The sequence below is a fragment of the Flavobacterium sp. FlaQc-57 genome, from assembly GCF_044007395.1.
GTDB lineage: Bacteria > Bacteroidota > Bacteroidia > Flavobacteriales > Flavobacteriaceae > Flavobacterium.
In genome coordinates, this window is sequence record NZ_JBIPDA010000004.1 from 284,656 (window position 1) to 305,580 (window position 20,925).

Annotated in this window: 13 protein-coding genes and 1 riboswitch; of the genes, 5 read left to right on the forward strand and 8 right to left on the reverse strand. The window is 34.5% G+C overall.

Annotated elements, in window-relative coordinates; translation table 11 throughout:
• Positions 1–56: 56 nt before the first annotated feature.
• The 4 genes from ACHRVZ_RS14730 (at position 57) to ACHRVZ_RS14745 (ending at position 8,560) form a co-directional block, all read left to right on the forward strand.
• Positions 57–1,223: an MFS transporter gene (locus ACHRVZ_RS14730; protein WP_395423369.1), complete on the forward strand. Its 1,167-nt coding sequence runs from the start codon at positions 57–59 to the stop codon at positions 1,221–1,223.
• 665 nt (positions 1,224–1,888) lie between these two features.
• Entirely contained in the window at positions 1,889–5,131 is a 3,243-nt protein-coding gene (locus tag ACHRVZ_RS14735; protein WP_395423370.1) for a SusC/RagA family TonB-linked outer membrane protein, read from the forward strand.
• Between the two features lie 17 nt (positions 5,132–5,148).
• Positions 5,149–6,951 (forward strand): RagB/SusD family nutrient uptake outer membrane protein, encoded by a 1,803-nt coding sequence (locus tag ACHRVZ_RS14740; protein WP_395423372.1) that lies wholly within the window; start codon positions 5,149–5,151, stop codon positions 6,949–6,951.
• Between the two features lie 28 nt (positions 6,952–6,979).
• On the forward strand, positions 6,980–8,560 hold the full coding sequence (locus ACHRVZ_RS14745; RefSeq protein WP_395423373.1) for a DUF4957 domain-containing protein: 1,581 nt from the start codon (positions 6,980–6,982) through the stop codon (positions 8,558–8,560).
• 64 nt (positions 8,561–8,624) lie between these two features.
• On the opposite strand, the gene ACHRVZ_RS14750 is transcribed toward ACHRVZ_RS14745, so the two are convergent.
• The 8 genes from ACHRVZ_RS14750 to ACHRVZ_RS14785 form a co-directional block, all read right to left on the reverse strand.
• Entirely contained in the window at positions 8,625–9,197 is a 573-nt protein-coding gene (locus ACHRVZ_RS14750; RefSeq protein WP_395423374.1) for a pentapeptide repeat-containing protein, read from the reverse strand.
• 43 nt (positions 9,198–9,240) lie between these two features.
• A complete protein-coding gene (locus tag ACHRVZ_RS14755; protein ID WP_395423375.1) occupies positions 9,241–9,441 on the reverse strand; it encodes a hypothetical protein in 201 nt (66 codons plus the stop codon).
• 69 nt (positions 9,442–9,510) lie between these two features.
• Positions 9,511–10,431, reverse strand: coding sequence for a helix-turn-helix domain-containing protein (locus ACHRVZ_RS14760; RefSeq protein ID WP_395423376.1), 921 nt, complete (start codon positions 10,429–10,431; stop codon positions 9,511–9,513).
• Between the two features lie 3 nt (positions 10,432–10,434).
• Positions 10,435–10,998, reverse strand: coding sequence for a DUF6642 family protein (locus ACHRVZ_RS14765; RefSeq protein ID WP_395423377.1), 564 nt, complete (start codon positions 10,996–10,998; stop codon positions 10,435–10,437).
• A 345-nt stretch (positions 10,999–11,343) separates the two neighbouring features.
• The gene (locus tag ACHRVZ_RS14770; RefSeq protein ID WP_395423378.1) at positions 11,344–11,721 is read right to left on the reverse strand and encodes a hypothetical protein; all 378 of its coding nucleotides are present in this window, start codon (positions 11,719–11,721) and stop codon (positions 11,344–11,346) included.
• A 285-nt stretch (positions 11,722–12,006) separates the two neighbouring features.
• Positions 12,007–13,569 (reverse strand): PL29 family lyase N-terminal domain-containing protein, encoded by a 1,563-nt coding sequence (locus tag ACHRVZ_RS14775; protein WP_395423379.1) that lies wholly within the window; start codon positions 13,567–13,569, stop codon positions 12,007–12,009.
• Positions 13,570–13,589: 20 nt separating this feature from the next.
• Positions 13,590–14,744: a YncE family protein gene (locus ACHRVZ_RS14780; RefSeq protein ID WP_395423381.1), complete on the reverse strand. Its 1,155-nt coding sequence runs from the start codon at positions 14,742–14,744 to the stop codon at positions 13,590–13,592.
• A 28-nt stretch (positions 14,745–14,772) separates the two neighbouring features.
• Entirely contained in the window at positions 14,773–16,773 is a 2,001-nt protein-coding gene (locus tag ACHRVZ_RS14785) for a TonB-dependent receptor plug domain-containing protein (protein WP_395423382.1), read from the reverse strand.
• A 150-nt stretch (positions 16,774–16,923) separates the two neighbouring features.
• A riboswitch (cobalamin riboswitch) is annotated at positions 16,924–17,155 on the reverse strand.
• 668 nt (positions 17,156–17,823) lie between these two features.
• On the opposite strand from ACHRVZ_RS14785, the gene ACHRVZ_RS14790 reads away from it, so the two are divergent.
• A complete protein-coding gene (locus ACHRVZ_RS14790) occupies positions 17,824–20,916 on the forward strand; it encodes a SusC/RagA family TonB-linked outer membrane protein (RefSeq protein WP_395423383.1) in 3,093 nt (1,030 codons plus the stop codon).
• The last annotated feature ends 9 nt before the right edge of the window (positions 20,917–20,925 follow it).

Here is a 20,925-nt window from a genome sequence, read left to right on the forward strand (position 1 = left end):
ATGGAATGGTGTTAAATTTGCACCATAGAAAGTCTATTACTTTCGTGTAAAAACAAATGAAAAAAAGTCTTATTGCACTCTCATTAGGAGGTTTAACTATCGGAATTACCGAATTTGTTATGATGGGTTTGTTGCCGGATATTGCCTCAGATATGAAAGTCTCGATTCCCGTTGCGGGATATTTAATTTCAGCTTATGCGCTTGGTGTTGTTATTGGAGCACCTTTATTAGTAATCTTAGGGAGAAATTTAGCTCCAAAAAAAATGCTTTTAATATTAGCATTGATGTTAACGGTTTTTAATGCTCTTTCGATTATTGCGCCAACTTATAATTTTCTATTCGCATCAAGATTTCTTTCCGGATTACCGCACGGTGCATTTTTTGGAGTAGGAGCGGTAGTGGCTAGTCGTTTGGCTGATAAAGGCAAAGAGGCTCAGGCAATTTCGATTATGTTTGCAGGTTTAACTCTGGCTAATTTAATTGGTGTTCCAATTGGTACTTATATAGGACACAATTTTATATGGCGTTACACATTTGTATTAATAGCTGTTGTTGGTTTGCTTACGTTTTTGTTTATCTCTTTATGGATGCCAAACTTAGAGAAAAGCGGAAATGTGAATATGAAAACGCAATTGCAATTTTTTAAGAAAACGGAAGCCTGGTTAATCATAGGAATTACTGCAATTGGTTTTGGTGGTCTGTTTGCCTGGATTAGTTACATCGCGCCTTTATTGACAAATGTCTCTGGATTTTCGCCAGAAGATGTTTCGTATATCCTGATTTTAGCCGGATTCGGAATGGTAGTTGGAAATTTCTTAGGAGGTAAATTGGCCGATAAATATTCTCCGGCACCAACGGTGTTGGCTTTATTATTTGTAATGTCGATTGATTTAATCTTGGTTTACTTGTTTTCTTCTAATCAATACGTTTCTTTATTTCTGACTTTTTTAACCGGAGCTATTTCTTTCTCGGTTATTGCGCCTATTCAAATGTTGATGATTAAAACGGCTAAAGGTGCAGAGATGATCGCCTCCGCTGCGCTTCAGGGAAGTTTTAATATCGGAAATGCTTTAGGAGCTTTTTTAGGAGGTTTACCTTTAACCGCTGGATATAGTTATGCTTCACCAAATCTTATTGGTCTGGGAATGGCTGTTATCGGAATGGTTATTACTTTTATATTGATGCAGAAACACAAAAGTAATTTGCAGTTGCAACGCGCATAATGAGTTAGCTTATTTTTGATAAGGATAAAGCCCTTAAACCAACACGGTTTAAGGGCTTTTTTTTGTCCATAATTTTGGTTTTCTCGCGTTTAGTTTTCAATTCGGGTCAAATAAATATTGTATTAGTAGGAATAATATTGTTTTTGAAGTGAAAAAATAAGCGATGAAGCTGAATGATTTAGTTTTTTGGGTTTGATTTATTGACTGAAATTTTAAGTTTTTACTTTTTTTAAATGTAAAAATAACACTTAAGGATATTCTAAATAGTTTTAGTGTAATCGATTGTTTTTTTTGCAAAATCGCAACAAATAGAGTAATAATAAAAATATATTTAATATTTATATGCGACTTAAATTACATATGTCATATAAAAAACCATTAAAATTTCTAATATGTAATTTTTTTTATGAAATTTTTATGAATTTTTATTTTTCGTTTAAAAAAAATATCTATGTTTGTGTAATCGATTACAACATTTTTTTTGACTCCGAAATCGATTAAGTATTAAAGCCTGAAAAATGATAGAATTAGTATTATTTTTTGAATGATTTAAAACTTAGAAATAAAAAAGCCTCTAATAATTATATAAAGAATGAATTGAAACTAACCACAAAAAATCACTTAAACCAAAACGAAAAAAAATTAATTAACTTAAACAATCAACCATGAATTTTAAAGATTTATTTAACAAAGGAGCAAATTGTTGCTTTGCAGTTGTTTTCTTACTGTGCTTATTGGCAAGTAATAAAATGAGTGCACAGACTGTGACACTGGAAGGTACCGTTAAAGACGCTGCAGGACTAGGTTTGCCTGGTGTTAATGTTTTAGAGAAAGGAACAAAAAATGCAGCATCTTCTGATTTTGACGGACGCTACAAGATAAAACTTAGCAATCCTAAAGCGGTTTTGTCTTTCTCTTTTATAGGATTTAAAACGAAAGAAGTAGCTGTTGCCGGAAAAACGAAAGTAGATATTGTCATGACTGAAGATTCTAACAGCTTAAATGAAGTTGTTGTAATTGGATACGGAACATCAAAAAAATCCGATTTGACTGGTGCTGTGTCTAGTATTTCAGGTAGCGATTTGAAAAAAGTGCCGGTGGCAAATGTCGCTGAAGCATTAACAGGTCGAATAGCAGGTGTACAGGTAACTGCGTCAGAGGGTTCTCCAGATGCGGATATAAAAATTAGAGTTCGTGGAGGTGGTTCTCTTACTCAGGATGCTTCACCTTTAATTATCGTAGATGGATTTCCAATAAATAGTATGAATGATATTTCTTCATCTGATATTGACTCAATGACTGTATTGAAAGATGCAGCTTCAACTGCGATATATGGATCACGTGGTGCAAATGGGGTAATTATCATTACTACTAAAAGTGGGAAAAATGGTAAAATGGCAGTTAGTTTCAACATGTTTTACGGTATGAAAAAGATAGCTAATGAAATTGATGTTTTGGCACCGGAAGATTATACTAAATGGCAATACGAATATGCTTTGCTTTCGCAAACAGGAACAAAAGTTGCTTCTGATCCTGCTTCATACACTAAGTATTTTGGAAATTGGCAAGATCACGATCTATACAAAGGACTAAAAGGTAATGACTGGCAAAAACAAATTTTTGGACGTACTGGAGAGGTGCAAAGCCGTGATTTAGGAATCAGAGGAGGAACAGATAAGCTTAATTATAATTTTAATTACGCTCATTATGATGAAAAGGCTATTATGATAGGCTCAGATTACAAACGTAATAACCTTTCATTGGCTTTAAAAAGTAAATTGACGGATAAGATTGATGTTAGTTTTACGATGCGTTACTCAGACACTGAAATTGATGGTGGAGGTGTAAACGAACAAAATGAAAAGTCTTCATCAGATTCACGTATGCGTACTATTGTTGGTTATGCGCCACTTCCTGTATCAGGTTTAACTTCAGACGATACCTCTGGAGATGGAACAGATGTATTGGTAAATCCGTTAAGAGCAGTTTCTGATAATGATCGTCAACAGTTTCGTAAAAACTACAATATGTTAGGTAGTTTTGGATGGGAGCTTGCAGATAATTTAAAATTGAAAGTAGATTTAGGTTTGGATAATTTTAGCAATTTAGATTATCGTTTTTACGGACTAACTACTTATTATATAGCTAACACTCCAATAGGTACATTACAAGGTATGCCTGCAATGATTATGAGTGATACTAAAGACCAGCGTTTTAGAAATGCCAATACATTGAATTATGATTTCAAAAAAATAATGGGTGATAATCATCATTTAAGTGCTCTTATAGGTGAAGAAAGTATTGACTATACTTCTAATACTGTAACAAGTACAATTCATGGATATCCTAAGTTTTTTGATTTTGATAAAGCAAAAACATTAACAACACAAGGAACTCCACAATCAATAGACAACTATTACAGTCCTGATGACAGGTTATTATCGTTTTTTGGACGTGCAAATTATGACTACAAAAATAAATACTTATTTACAGCTACATTTCGTGCAGATGGATCAAGTAAATTCTTAGAACAAAATCGTTGGGGATATTTCCCAGCTGTTGCAGCGGGATGGAAAATTTCAGAGGAAGGTTTTCTTAAAGATAAAAGTGCTATAAATCTTTTAAAATTAAGAGCTAGTTACGGTGAAGCAGGAAATAACAATATACCTGTTGGACAACAAGTTCAAATTTTTCAGTCTACATCAACAACTTGGATTAACGGGGTTACTAGTGTTTGGGCGCCTTCTAAAACAATGCCTAATCCTGATTTGAAATGGGAAACAACAGTTACTCAAAATGTTGGTTTGGACTTTGGGTTTTTCAAGAATCGCTTAAGTGGTAATTTTGACGTTTATAAAAATGTTACCAGTGATTTATTAATTAATTTTCCAGTTCCGGGATCCGGATACGATTTTCAATATCGTAACATGGGAGAAACACAAAATACAGGTTTCGAGGCTACTATAAATGTTGTTGCAATTGAAAAAGCTAAATACGGATTGAACTTTTCATTCAATATGGGAATAAACAAAAATCGTATTAACTCATTAGGCGTTATGAATAGTTTTGGACAGGCTACAGGATGGGCTTCGTCACAAATTGGAGATGATTACTTAATCGAGGTTGGTTCTTCTTTAGGTTCAATGTATGGTTATAAAAATGATGGAAGATATGAAGTTTCGGACTTTGATTATGTTGGAGGAAAATACGTTTTAAAAAGTGGCGTAGTTAGTACTGCTACTACTTTAGTTGGAGATGGAAGTGGTCTTAAACCTGGAGATATGAAATTGAAAGATGTTAATGGAGATGGTAAGGTAGACTTAACTGACAAAACAGTTATTGGTAATGTGAATCCTAAAAGTACCGGTGGTTTTGTTATTAACGGAAATGCTTACGGATTCGATTTAATGGCAGCTTTTAACTGGAGTATTGGGAATGAAACATATAATGCTGATAAAATTGAATTTACTACAGCTACCGCTTCAGGGCAGTATAAAAATTTAAATTCTACTATGGCTGATGGAAAGAGATGGACAAATTTAGATCCAGTTTCAGGACAATTAGTAACAGATCCAGCTGCGTTAACGGCTCTTAATGCTAATACTACGATGTGGTCTCCATATATGAGAAGTGCAATATTTACTGATTGGGCAGTTGAGGATGCATCGTTTTTAAGATTGAATACTTTAACATTAGGGTATACAGCCCCTGAGATGTTTACATCTAAACTTGGAGTTTCTAAATTGAGGTTCTATCTGACAGCAAGCAATGTTTTTGTTTGGACTAATTTTTCAGGTTCTGATCCAGAGGTTTCAACAAGAAGAAAAAATCCACTTACACCTGGGGTTGATTCAAGTCCTTATCCAAGAAGCAGACAAATGGTTTTTGGGATGAATCTTAATTTCTAATTTTAAATTATTACAAAATGAAACATAAAATAATAATAGCAGGATTGATTATTTCTGGTTTATTCAGCTCTTGTCAACAATTTGAGGATGATTATCTAGATACACCTGCACAATCAACATTAGATCCGGCTTTGATTTTCTCTACAGCAGGTCTTGCAAAAGGAGCTATTGATGGAATAAAAGTACCGTTTGCCGAAACTAACTCTTACAGAGGGCGCTTTTTACCTTATTATGGATTAAATACAGATGTAGAATGGTATAACACTTCGCAAACCTCAGGAGATAAGGCAGATTTGTGTGTATATGATGCAAAGCCAGGTAATACTGAGATGAACACTACTAATAATGCTTATTCGATGATGTACTCAGGTATTGAGCGTGCTAATGTTTGTATTCAGGGTTTACGACAATATGGAAATCCTTTACCTGGAACAGAGATGGGACAATTATTAGGAGAGGCTTTAACCCTTAGAGCAATTTATTACGCTGATTTAGTTAAGGCATGGGGTGATGTTCCAGCTCGTTTTGAGCCTATTACTACTGCGACTTTGTATTTGCCTAAATCAAGTAGAGATGTTATCTATAAACAATTAATTAAAGACTTAGGAGAAGCAACAACTTTAGTTGCATGGCCTAATCAAACTGCATATACTGGTACTGTAGAGCACGTAAATAAAGCTTTTACAAAAGCATTTAGAGCTCGTTTAGCGTTGGTAGCAAGTGGTTTTCAACAATATCCTGACGGAGTAAGAAGAAGTACTGATCCAGAACTTTCGGTAGGTAATATGTATGCATTGGCATTAAAAGAATCTCGTGAAGTAATTCAAAGTGGTGCTGCTCGTTTAGAATCTACTTTTGAAGGATTTTGGAGAAAATACAATGAGGAGAATACTACTGCCGGAGGTGAGTCTCTTTGGGAACTTCCTTTTGCTGATGGACGTGGTAGAATGTTATTTACTTTTGCTGTAAAACACACGGCGGCTAGTGATCAATTTCAAGCTAATGGAGCTAACCGTGGTGGTGTAGCGGGACCATTACCATTTGTTTTTTACGATTATGATCAAGTTGATACTCGTAGAGATGTTACTTGTGTACCTTACAAGTATGGAGCAGCAGTTAGTAATATTGCTAAACAAGAAATTGGTTCGCTAGATACATGGTATTTCGGTAAATACCGTTACGAATGGATGAAACGTTATGTTACTTCTACTAACGATGATGGAGTTAATAAAATCTACATGCGTTACGCAGAGGTGCTTCTTATTGCTGCTGAAACAGCTAACGAAATAGAAGGCCCTGGTGCAGCTGCACCTTATTTAAAAGAAATTCGTAGAAGAGCATTCCCTGCTGCAGTACAGGCAGTTAAAGTAGATGCTTATGTAAATGCGTTAACTAGTAAGCAAGCAATGTTTGATGCTCTTGTTAATGAGAATAAATATGAGTTTACTGGCGAGATGGAACGTAAACAAAATTTAATTCGTTGGAATTTGTTAAAAGTAAAATTAGATGAAGCTAAAGTAAAAATGGCAGCTTTATCAACTCGAACAGGCGATTATGCAGATGTACCAGCTACTTTATATTATAAATTTAAAGCAGATAATGTATCTCTTGATATCTACGGATTAAACAGAGGTGAAACTACAAATCCCGGTATAGCTTATACTGCTGTTGCTTGGACCTGGACAGGAACTGCGGCAGACGCTAAGATAAATTCATTGTACAAACCAGGCGTTAATCCTGACAACAGACAATTCTGGCCAATATGGCAAGTGTTTCTTGATGGAAGCAATGGTCAATTGAAGAACGATTACGGTTATTAAGATCTTAGAAAAAATTAATAAAGTTATTATGATGAAAACAAAATATATACTAAAAGGATTAATAGCCACATTAGTACTTGCATTTGCAGTTTCAAGTTGCGAAAGTTATAATGAGGGATTGTTAGACGGTATAGGAAATACAAGAGAATTTTCTCCTATCGCTCTTACAGCAAAAGTAAGAACTCAAACATTTGTTGAACTTAACTGGACAGTAAATCCGGAAGCGGATCATTATACAGTAGAATTTAGTGCAGATGATCCAGATTTTAAAGTGATCTATAAAACACTTCAAGTTACGGGATCTCAATTGCCAGTAACAGTTCAGCTTGAAGGTGAAACTACTTATTCGATAAGAGTAAAGGCAGTCACAAACGGATTAGCAGATTCAAAATGGTCTGTGGTAACGGCAACAACACTTTCTGAGCAACTTTTCTTCCCGGTACAACCAGCAGATATTGATTCAAAACAAGTTACGCTAAGATGGGTACCTAATAGTACGGTTACTCAAATTTCGGTTATGCCTGGAAATATAATTCATACTATTACTGCGGCAGAAAAAACTGCAGGTGTTGCAACGATAACTGGTCTTACAAGTGAAACGCCTTATACAGCTATTTTGTTAAATGGTGCTAAGAAAAGAGGAGTGGTGAATTTTACAACAGGAATTGATATTGGTACCGGTATTTTGGTTAAGGCAACAGATGATTTAATGCAAAAAATTGCAGATGCAGCATCAGGAGCTATACTAGTTTTAGAACCTGGAGATTATACTGCTGATAATCAAATTGGAGCAATTACTTTGAACAAATCAATTACATTAAGAGGGTTACGTCCTGCTAATACGCCAAAACTTCATGTGAATTTTGTATTAGGTACCGGATCGGGTAATGTGAGTTTGATAGATTTAGATTTAAAAGGAGACAAAGGAGCTGCCGCAGCTGCGGTTTCAGTTGTTAAATACAATGATAATAGTGTTACTTATGGTACACTATCAATAAGTGGTTGTAATATACATGATTATGGAGTGTCATTGATCAGTGCAAATTTAGCTGCTGCTAAAATTACTTCAATAATTGTTGACAATACTGTTCTTACAAATATATTGACAGTTGGAGGAGAGTTTATTGACGTAAGAGGTTCTCAAGTAGCACAGCTTACACTTAAGAACAGTACTTTCAACAATTGTACATCTTCAACTGCAGCAGCAAGACATTTTATCCGTATGGATGCGGGACTTACAGGTTTAACTTCAAATGTGTTAATTGATAGTTGTACTATATTGAATCCAAATATGCTTGCAACAAGTGCCAATTCAATTTTGTATACACGTTTTGTAACTACTGTAATAGTTGTTCGTAATACATTGTTTGCCAATACACCGGCACCATATACAAGAGAAGCGGTAACTGCGAACCCTACTTTTTCAAATAATAATTATTTTAATTCACCAAATTTAAATGCGAATCCTCTTCCGCTTGCAAATAACAGACCAGATACATCTGGTACTGCGTTGAATCCACAATTCACAAGTGCTGCGACTGGAGATTTTACAATAGGTAACCAAACTTTAAAAGACAATAAAGTAGGAGATCCACGTTGGATAAAATAAATTATTTAAGTTTTTAGTTGAGAAAGGGATGCAGTTTATTTGCATCCCTTTTTTATTGAAAAAATCATTCAATATCCAAATCAAATTTTTCAAGTAATCCTGCAAGTGCAGAATGCGATACTTTGGTTCCTTTAATTTTATTTTCAGAAGGATCAAAAGCATAATTTCTGGATGAGCGAAAATCTGTTTTTTCTAAAATACAATCCTGAAAAGTAGCATTGGCAAGATCGCAGTTTTTAAAAACGGCCAAAGACAAATCAGTATTTGAGAAATCGACATCTTTTAGCGAACAATCAATAAAGTTTGTTTTCTTTAGTTTTTTATAAATAAAAGTCGAATAATCAAGAAGACAATCCTGAAAAGACATCGAAAATAAAAAACTGTTACTTGAGCTAAAATCCAATCCCATCAATTTACATCCAATAAATTTGATGTTTTTTAAACCCGTATTTTTAAGTGTAGAAAGTGAAAGGTTGCAGTTTTTAAAAGTGCAGTCTAAAAAATCGATGTAACTGAAATCACTTTTTGAGAAGTTACAATTGATAAACTCACAATTTATAAATTCGTTATCTGATAATTTTTGATCAGAGTAATCAATCGTGTCAAATGTTTTGTTTTGGTGCAATGCAGCTTCCATAATTATAAGTTGAAGTTAAAAAGTAGTTTGGGATAAAAGCGTTTTATTCTAATTCGATACAATCGAAAATATCATTTTTTAATACCGTTTCGTTTATTTCTGCTTCGCTGTCAATTCTTAAAATATTATCGCAATCTTCAAGGTCAAAATTCCAATAAGCATTAGGCAGTAATTCGTTAAGTAGTGTATTGGCGAACTCTAATTTCGATTTAGTATCAATCGATGTTTTAAAAACATAAATCATAATTTGCTTTTTTTATTTGGCAAATTTCAATAAAAGCATTTTGAATTGATAGGATTTTGCAAGCAACAATTAGGACTTATCAATCAATTTTCTGTATTGAATAGGAGTAATGCCTTCATGTTTTTTAAAGAAACGACTAAAGTAAGATTGATCTTCATGTCCTACCTGCATGGCTATTTCACTGACAGAAAGAGTGGTTTGAAAAAGTAAATATTTAGATTCAAGTAAAATGGTTTCCTCAATCCATTTAGCTGCTGGCTTGCCTGTTGCCGACTTTACAGATTTATTTAAATGATTGGGAGTGATATTAAGCAAAGAAGCATAATAATTTACCTGATGTTGCGTCTTGATATTGGCATAAATAAGCTCTTTGAATTTAGTTGCAATTACTGAAGCGGCGGTACCATTTTTAGATGTTTTGGTCGCGTTTTTATTCATTTCGCAAAACAAAGCCATCAAATAAGATTGAACGATGTCAAAATTATTTATTTCTGTTTCAAGATAAGCCGCTTGTAAACGATTAAAAAGATTGGTGACAAAGGGAGAATTGTCGTCTGAAACAATAATTTTTGGATTCCCTGCAATTTTAAGAAAATCAAAATCACGCAACATTTCGCTGTTGCCATATTTTCCAATTAAAACATCAGGATGAAATTGACAAATGAAACCAACATGTCTGGTGTTGATATTTTCGATAGAGAAAATTTGCCCTGCAGGAACTACGATAATCTCATTTGCGTTGGTCTGATATTCTTCAAAGCCAATTTTTATAATGTGTATTCCAGAAGTTACAAAAAGAATAGTATGGCAACTATGTTTTGATGGAGGAACAGTGTATCGAAGCTGCATCATTTCTTCCATTTTTAAACAAAAGAAATGATCTGAGTTGGATTTAAAAAGCAGCTGTAAAGGATTTTCTAAACCAAGAAATTTTTCACGAAATCCTTTGGGACCGTATGTTTTTATTTTTTCATCAGTTTTGCTTTTCATGTTCTAATAATACAATCTAAAATCTAATAATTTGCATAAAGCATAATGTTTTTGGTATAGTTCTTCCACAACTTCTGTAATGTCATCATTTTCCTGATACAAGCTAAAAAAAGCTTTATCGATTGTACTGCAACTTGCAATTTTATTATAAGTAGATCCATAACCAGAAATAGCCCTTGCTCCGGTAATATCCAGAAAATATTGAGCTTCCTCATCATTTAAATCTAAAATTTTTAAATTGGCAAAATGTATAATTTTACCTTTCATCTTTCCTTCAAATAGTTCGGCTATTTCTTCAAGACTGTAATAATAATCGTGAAGGCAAATGTTGTTGGGTTCGCCGGGCATTACTAAATAAATAATTTCATAATCTTTAAAATTATGATCTTCATAAAGTAACACATTCAAGCTTTCTTCTAATCCCTCAATTGTATCACAAGTTTTGTAGATACTTGCAATGCCGTGGTCAATAGCTATTTCTTCAAGATTTTTAACCACTTGAGTGACTGCATTATTATCTACGTCAGGAACGCCTTCGAGGCAGAAGATGAATTTTTCGTAATCCATACCATTATGTTTTCCGGTTACTGATAAGTGATACAGGGATCACTTTGTTTTCGTTTTCACAAAAGTATTTTTTATTGCCGAAAAACTGCTATTCGGAGCGTTTTTTAACGCATTTTTGACATTGAAGAAATTCTGAGAAATTTGTAATGTTATAGATCTAATAAATTAATATAGCAACTCATTTGGTGTAATTATTTTTAACACATAGAATCATAGATTATGAAAACCTATGAAAGGCGCTTCACTTGTATTAACAAACATAGCTCTATGTGTGAGAAACTAGTTTCTTTTTTGTATTCTTTTACACATTTAAAAGCTATGATTCTATGTGTTGAATTTTTTTCGTTATAAAGCCAACCATCTTCTCCACCATTTTTGTTGCGATTTTTGATGATTTTGATCGTTGTTAATTATTTGAGTTTCTCTTTTATGTCCGCAAGAGGCACAAAACGAAGCTTTAGAAGTTCTATAAGGTTTAGAACAGTTTTCGCATGGCGGACCATACAAGTCAATTCGGTGATGCATAATCGCATTGGGCTCCGTTTCTTTATAGCCTGTAACTTCTTCGTAATAATTTAGGAGCTCTTTAAAACGTTCAGTTCTGGACATGCTGCATTTTCCTTTTTCAAATCCGGTACGATAAAGTTTAGATGCTATCAGATACTCTTCAGTATTTAACATCGGAACTTCCATTTTGCAACGCCAGCACCAAAGGTTTTTCATATTGCTCTTTAATTAAAGTATTGAATGTTCTGTTTTTTAGGGTTTTGGATTTTTATTTCAGCTAATTTATATTTGTTTAATGAGAATAATTTACGGTTTTTCTCATTTTAAGACAAAATTCGTTTTTATAACTGTTATGTTGCTAAGTAGAAATACCCGAATTTAATTTGAGATTTAATTAAAAAGCATAAAAAAGCGGATTAGTTTTGGCTAATCCGCTAGTTTTGAATTTATAATTCCCTGAGTTTTTTAGATTGAAAATCTAATATTTTTAAAATTTAATAATTACAGATTTAAATCTTTAAATCCAGATACTTCTGTAGAAACTTCTCCTAACCATCCGCCTTCGGCTCTGTTAGAATTGTACACTTTTATAAAGTTAATACCTTTTAGTTTTACAGATTCGCCTTTAGCGTTAACAGCCCAACTAATGTCTATTTGTCCTCTTACATCAGCATTTGCCCAGTTGTCTGTATAACCCCAATCGTAAGCAGGATTTGCCCAGTTAGTTCCTTTTCCTCCAGATTTATCGTAGATATTCGATTTTAAGAAAGTTCCTTTGAAAGTAACCGTACTTGTTCCTTTCCACATTGGATAGTATGTTTGTTTGTGATAAGTGTTTTTAGAAATATAACCACTTTGTCCTTGATTATCTGTCCAACGAATATAATTTGGTTCATTTGGATTTGTAGGTTCTGCATCTGGTTTGTAATAAGTCAATTCATAGTTTTTGATAGTAGTCGCTTTTCCATGCTCAGAACCGGCAATTTCAAACCATTCGTCATCGGCTTTTCCGTTACCGTTCGCGTCATAAGAAACCATCACGATTCCAGGTTCAGACCAGTCTGTAAATGCATTACCAAGTACAACAAAATCATTACCATCTTTATTAATAATAGTATGATCAAAACCAAATTGAACATATCCACCAAAACCACCAAGACTTACCATGCTTCCTGTTGTTAAAGCTGTTTCTGCTTTTACACGCATAGTTTCGTCTGTATCTGTAACAGTTGCAGCCGGTAATGAGTTTGTAAATTGTCCTGGGGCAGGAAAAAAGTCAAATACCTGAGTAATTCTGTTTAAGTATGTTTTTTCATTTACCGTTACAGTAAAAGTTTTAGAATTTTCGCCAACACCATTTTTAGCTTTAAATTCGACAGTATAAGTTCCTGCAGTTGCAAATACACTAAATAAGTCTGTAGTTGTTGATACTTCTTCATTGTTCACCAACCATTTATAAGTTGCACCAGCAGCATTCACCAGTTGAGGTTGAACTCTAAACCATTGCATCTTATCTATGGCAAAACCTCCGGTTGGAATAGCAATTCCAATTTCAGGAGCACTGGCTACAATACTAATAGTACGGCCATCTGCAAACGTAAAAGTCATTACCCCATTTGCAATAGCTACGGCTGTAATTTCGGCAGCATCTTTTCCTTTTTGTCCAGATGCTGATATTCCGGTGTCTGCATTATTAATAGTCCAGTTTCCATTTGCTCCAATAGCAATTTTTGGAGCTTCGCCTTTTTCGCCGGTTGCTCCTTTTGCAGAACTTCCTGTATCAACACCATCGATCCACCAATTACCGTTTTCGCCTATTTTAATAAAAGATGATGTGTTACGAACAGATAATTTAGTTCCGTCACTCATCGTAATTACGTAGCTGCCATCTTTGGTTTCGTAACTTACTACATAAAGACGTTTATTGAGTACATCAAGTAAGTTTTCGTATTGTGCCATTCGGTTTTTTAAGTCATTAACATCATTTTTCAGATCATTAATATCGTCTTTATAGCAGCCTGATAAAAGTAGTACAACAGACAATGCAAGTAGAATTTTCTTCATGTTTTAATATTTATTGGTTATTAGTTTTTGATTGTTTTCTTTAATTTAAAGGCAAAGTGTGCAGGGATATCTCCTGTAATGACAGTGAATTTGGTGTTCCCGTTTTTATCAATACAATATAATTTTCCAGGTGATACATAATCGCCTGCATCTGTTATGTAAACATTTAGTGAAATTGGATCGACAGCTAAGCCATATGGTGTTTTGATTTCGTCACTGACTGCTTTTGGTAAGAAGCTTCCGGAAAGTAAGGTTTCTGTTTTAACATCAATCATAGAATAATTAATGATCCAATCAAAAGTACTATAGCTAAATTCAGAACCAATTATATACGCTTTATCTCCCACAATTGTGAGATTGGAACAGGCAATATCAAAGGTCTTTTTGATATTATCTGTTTTAGTGTCGATGACAAATAGCTTTGATGGAATATTATAGTAATCACCGCGAGAACTTACATATAAATCACCGTCAGCATCTGCTTCTAGTCTGTGAAGATTTATCGCAACATCGATATCTTTTGTTTTTGTAAAGGTTTTTAAATCAATGACCGAAACAGTTCGCTCGTAATTTGGCGGACTATATCCACCAGAATTGGCAACATATAATTTATTTCCTACGACAGCCATTTCTTCAGGTTGACGCCCCACTTTAACAGTTCTTGTAATTTGAAGAGAAGTTGTGTCAATTTCGGCAACAAATCCGTTAGGAGAATTATCGCCCAATTGTACTTCACCATCATAAGCGCTTGCGTATGCTTTTCCACCGGCAAAAGTCACGTAACGGCAATTTTTTACGTCGATTACTTTTAGTCGTTTTGAAGTCTTGGCATCCATAACTTCAATTTTATTAGAGTTATTGATTACCGCGTATACTTTCGAACCGTAAATACCAATGTCATTACCAACATCTCCCAAGCCTAAAGTAGCGTCAGGATTTGCTTGACCGTATACATTTCGTCTGTAATTTCCGGATTCATAATCATAATAATCTAATGAAGCTTTGTTCATGTTCATATTACCTTCATTAAGCAAATAAAATCCTTCTACAGTAGTTACAATTTCGGGAGGTAATACCTCTACTTCTTCTGGAATAATAGGATCATCTTCTTGACATCCCTGAAATCCAACGGCAGCAAAAGCCAGTAACAGCCAAAATTTAAAATTTGTTTTCATGGTCGAATATTTAATTATTAAGTGTTTTTTAAAGTTTTACAGATAGATTAAGACGGTAATTTCTTCCCGGCATTGGAAAATTCAGCACAACATCATAATATTGATTAAAAAGATTATTGACTTCAGCTCCAATTTTTATGGATTGCTTCAAGACTTTACCATCCCAAATCAGCGCCATATCACTGGTGTACCATGGTTTTACATAGTTTACAGGAATGTTGGCTTTTTGACTGTATCTTTCTCCTGTATAAATAAAACTGTAATTCATCTGCCAGTTTTTCCAGTTTATAGATGAGGTAACCGTGCCGCTATTTTCCGGAGTATAGGGTATTTGGTCGCCATATGTGGTGCCTTTTGGAGTAACATCGATTGCTTTTTGATACGTATAACTCAATCCTAAATCCAGAAATATTTGCTCAGGAAGTTTAAAGACAAAGTTTGTATTGAGTTCTAAACCTCTTATGTCTACAAGACCAAGGTTCATCATCGTCCATCTAAAAAGGTTAGACGATGGCATGGCAACAATTTTGTCTTTAACGCGATTATAATAGACATCAGCCTGAAATGAAGCCGATTGTAAAAACTTTTTGGGTTCAATAATGTAAGTTGCACCAAAGTCATATTGGGTCGTGAATTCTGGGCGTAATGAACTGTTACCGATAAAAGTATAGTAGAGATCATTGAAAGTTGGCATTCTAAAAGATTCTTTATAAAACGCTCTAATTCTGAAATTTTTAGTATCGAATGGCTGAAAAGATGAGGAGATTACAGGGCAAAAAACATGTTGACTATCGCCTTGCTGATAATATTTAACCTGTTCGTCAATATAAGCTCCAAGTAGATTAGCCTGAATATCAAGTCGTTTCCAATGCATCTCTGTAGACAAAGCGCCTAAATAGGAATATCGGGTTGGGTAGGGGAATCGATATAAATTTGCATCGAGCGTATTTATAGAAAAATCAGTTGCGAGTGATACTTTCCACCATTCTTTAATAGTGTACTGATTAACTACAGATGCATAAAATTCGTTTTGATAATATTTGTTGTCTAATGCGCCTTCGGTAGTTTTGTAATCAGGATCGATGTAACGACTGTAATCTCTACTGAATTTTACATTGGCGAGCAATTCATATTTTTTAGAAAAAGAGTTTTGAAGTGAAGCATGAACAAAAAAGTTCCTGTCCCATTGTCGTTGATAATAGTTGTATCGATTGGCTAAGATTGCACCGGGAAGACCGCGTTCAGAATCATAATAATACGCCTTAAGAGAAGCCTGACCGTTTGAACCCATTTTTGCATACAAATTCAATTCACTTCGTAACGCTGTAATATCTCCATTTTGGCGAACAGCCGTGGTGTCGTAACCGTCTTTTTTCTGGTACCTGTATTTGTATTTTCCATCAGCGGTTAACCATTCAGTGCTTGCTGTCAATGATATAGTAGAAGAGAGTTTTTGCTGGTATAAAACTGAGGGATTAAAAAGCCCAAATGATCCGGTTTTAATAGCAGCTTTAATATTTGCTGTTTTCCCTGTTGAGAATTCAGGAATTTTAGTCTTTAAGAAAAGAGTGTTCGACGAGAAAAAACCTCGGGCAGGCTGAAAAATTGTCGATTTTTGACCGTTGTAAAGTTCTATAGCTTCGATGTTGTCAAGAGAGTATTTCCCTAAATCGACCTGACCATTTTGAGCGTTTCCTACGCTCATTCCGTCATAAAAAACGGCTGTGTGTGCACTTCCCAGACTTCGGACATTTATAGTTTTGAGGCCGCCAATTCCGCCATAATCTTTTAGCTGCACGCCCGAAAAATAACGTACTGCATCTGCAACCGATAAGCTATTGAGTTTTTCCAGTTGTTTGCCGGACAAAATCTGTACAGGCATTGGCGATTCGAGCTTGAACTCACGTTTGCTTGTGGTTAAAATAACCTCTTTTAAAGTATGTGGTTTTAAAGAATCTAATTCTTTATTTCTTTTTGATGGATTGTCCTGTGCATAAATTGGATTCAATAATGAAGTCCATAGAAGCAAGCAAAATCCACCATGTAGTAGGCGAAAACGCCTATAATTACATAAATGCATAGCAAAATACTCTATTTAACTAAATAGTTATTAACGGAAAAATTAAAATCAAATGTTAGTTTGATGTGTGTGTTTGTTCAAAGCTCTGGTCCACGAGAGCTTGAAGTTAATTGCAGTGGCAGGTCTCCTGACTTATTCCCATTTTGATCGGCCTTCCCACATTAGAAAATGCAGTGGCAAAAGATTAGATTTCGAAAACTCAAAAGTTTTAAATCTGCCAAAATGTTGCATGGAATTTACAGTAACGGGCTTGTTCAGGATTTGCACCTGATTCCCTCTTCGTTAACTACACCTGAAAAGTTGTAGCTAAACCATTGCGGGTGCAAATGTAAATAATCTCTTTGTTGTTAAGGACTTATTTATGAAAAAAAAGTTTTGATTTTTTTTATGGCCCTATTATCGCTCGTGTATCCCGAAAGTTTTAGATGAGGATTCCTTGAATTTTTTACCTGAAAATAATGAAGCAGATAATTGTAAATAGTTACTTAATATCCGCTAAAACAGCTGTTTTTGAGCAACCGATTGTGTGTCAAAATGCGCTTTTTTGAAAAAGCTATTGATAACATTTGGTAATTAAAAATAAGTAACACGTGTTGGGTTTAAGCCTCGGAATAGGCATTGCAGACATTTTTTCTTATTTGTTTTTCTTCACTTTTTTATTTGATTTTTAAAGGTTTATGATAAAATCTTCTTTTTTGTGTTTTTTTTACTGTTTTGAACAAAAGGCCTTAAAATGTATAATTTGTTAACTTTTAGTTGAGGTTATTTTGTTTAAATGATATTTTTTAAGTTATAAAACTATGTATAGTATATTTTTTTAGTATAATTTTTACGGAATTATCAAATTAATTTAACGCAACCGATTGTGTATTGTTTTAATTTATTTACATTTGTTTCTCAAATGACTTTTTTAATAGATCACAAATTATTAAATGGAGAATTTTTTACCATTTTTTGAAACTAACTAAACCAAACTATTAACTAATTAAATTATTTTTTATGAGTAACTTTTTTATTATTAAAAGCAAACCAAAGCTCTTAAAATGTTTAGGGTTCATGATCCTGATGTTTTTATTTTCTTTGAGTGCCAACGCTCAGTCGACAGTTACTGGAACAGTTTCGGACGCAGGCGGACCGATTCCTGGAGCGAATGTGAATGTTAAAGGCACGAAAACAGGTGTCGTTACAGGTTTTGACGGAAATTATTCTATTGCTAATGTTCCTTCAAATGCAGTGTTGGTTTTTAGTTTTCTGGGTTTAACAACGAAAGAAGTACCTGTTGGAGGAAAGAATAAAATTAACGTTGTATTAGAAGAAAATTCTAATGCTTTGCAAGAAGTTGTAGTTATTGGTTACGGTACGCAGCGAAAAGAAGCAGTAACAGGTTCTGTTTCGTCAATTAAAGGCGATGTAATTCGCGAAGTACCATCGGCTAATATTACGCAAGCCTTACAAGGGCGTTTAGCAGGAGTTCAAATGACACAAACATCATCTAAACCGGGTGCCGAAATGCAAATCCGAATTAGAGGTACGCGTTCCTTAACAGCAGACAACAATCCTTTAGTAGTGTTAGATGGAATTCCTTTTGCCGGATCAATTGGTGATATCAGCCCGGACAACATCAAAAGTATTGACATTCTGAAAGATGCATCAGCCACAGCTATTTATGGATCACGTGGTGCTAATGGAGTTATTCTGATATCAACCAATAAAGGGCAAAAGGGGCAAAAAGCTAAGTTTACTTACAATACTTATACTGGGTTGAAAAATATTTTTGCAGAATTTCCAATGATGAATGGGACAGAATTTGCTGCTTTACGTAAAATAGCCACCCTTCCTGGTTCTACCGCTCCGCTTTATTCAAATGGTGTCGATGAATCTGATAGCGTAAATACCAATTGGCAAAAATTGCTTTTTAGATCAGGTTTAGTAACAAATCATGATATAGGCGTTACAAATGGTACTGAAACCGGGAACTATAATTTTGGCGCAAGTTATTATAAGGAAGAAGCAGTAGTACCTGGACAAGACTACAGTCGTTTGTCTTTACGAGGTGCTGTAGATCAGGCAATAGGGAAGTACTTTAAATTTGGCTTCACTACAAATAACAATTATTCTATTTCAAACGGTGGCAATTTAAGTTTGTATAATACTTTAAGTACTACGCCTCTTGCTAATCCGTATAATGCGGATGGCACTTTGAAAAGAACAGTAAAGATGCCATTAGATGAAAACTGGGTATATACAAGAGAAACGGTTGAAAATTTGGGAGATAAGTGGATAGACCAGACAAAAGCATATAGTTCTTACAATACTTTATACGCAGAGTTAAAAATACCAGGTGTAGAAGGTTTAAAATATCATATTGATTTAGGGGGTAATTTCCGTTCTACCAGCGGAGGTCAATATACAGGAGAGGGAGTGTTTAATATCAATCCAACGACAGTTTCTACGGCTTCAATCACTAATACTCTTAATACCAATTGGGCAATCCAAAATTTACTTACTTACGATCGTACTTTTGGAAAACATCAGGTGAATGCAGTAGCAATGTACTCTTCAGAGCAAACTACTTATAACAAATCGCAAGTTTCTGCTAAGGACATTCCTTCCGATTCCTTCCAATTTTACAATTTAGGAAGAGCGGCGGGCGAAATTTCAATTAACCCGGATAATCAGGATTATTATAAAAGTGGATTGATTTCTTATATGGCGCGTGGAATGTATTCTTATGACAATCGTTATATGCTTACGGCAACTGTTCGTTCAGATGCTTCTTCACGACTTGCAAAAGGGCATCAATGGCATACTTATCCTGCTGTATCAGCTGGATGGAACGTTAAAAGTGAATCATTCATGCAAAATGTTAGCTGGTTAGACCAGTTAAAGTTACGCGCAGGTTATGGAGAAACTTCTAATCAGGCGGTTGCACCTTACTCTACACTTGGTAGTTTGGCTTCAAGACCTTATAATTTTGGAGATGTGAACACTACGGGTTATTATGTATCTACGTTACCTAATCCTGATTTGGGTTGGGAATTTTCTACCACAATGAATTACGGGATTGATTTTGCATTCTTTAAAAACCGTTTAACAGGTACAGCAGAATATTATGTTACAGATACAAAAGATATTCTTTTAGGAGTTAATCTTCCTCCAACATCAGGTGTGGGTAGTTACACAGCAAATATTGGACAAACACAAAATAAAGGGTATGAAATTACGCTTAATGGTGCAATATTAGACAATCCAAATGGTTGGTCTTGGGATGTTGGGGTTAACTATTATTCCAACAGAAATAAGTTGGTGGCATTATCTTCAGGACAAGACAGAGATGAAAACAACTGGTGGTTTGTAGGGCACCCAATTGATGTAATTTTTGATTACCAGAAAATTGGACTTTGGCAAGAAGGAGATGCAAATCTTACCAAATATGAGCCAGGAGGAAATGTAGGTATGATTAAGGTAAAATATACCGGTGATTTTAACGCAGATGGTACACCAACAAGACAAATAGGGCCTGCAGACAGACAAATAATAAATGTGAATCCTGATTTTCAGGGAGGTTTTAATACTCGTGTAGCGTATAAAAATCTGGATCTTAGTATAGTAGGAGCTTTTCAAAGTGGTGGAGTTCTTATTAGTACTCTTTACTCTTCATCGGGTTATCTTAATATGTTAAGTGGACGTAGAGGAAATGTAAAAGTGGATTACTGGACACCTGAAAACACAGATGCAAAATATCCAAGACCGGGCGGAATTACAAGTAATGACAATCCAAAATATGGATCTACTTTAGGTTACTTCGATGCCTCTTATGTTAAAATTCGCACGATCACCCTTGGTTATAATGTAACTGAAAAATTTATTAAAGATCTAGGCGTGGACAGATTTCGTCTTTACTGTACCATACAAAATCCATTTGTAATCTATTCACCTTACCATAAAGAAACAGGTATGGATCCTGAAACGAATTCGTATGGTAATGAAAATGCTGCAACAACAGATTTTTATAAAAAGCGTTTGCTGACATTAGGTACAAACACGCCATCAACGCGAACTGTATTACTGGGCCTTAATTTAACATTTTAAAAAGATAAC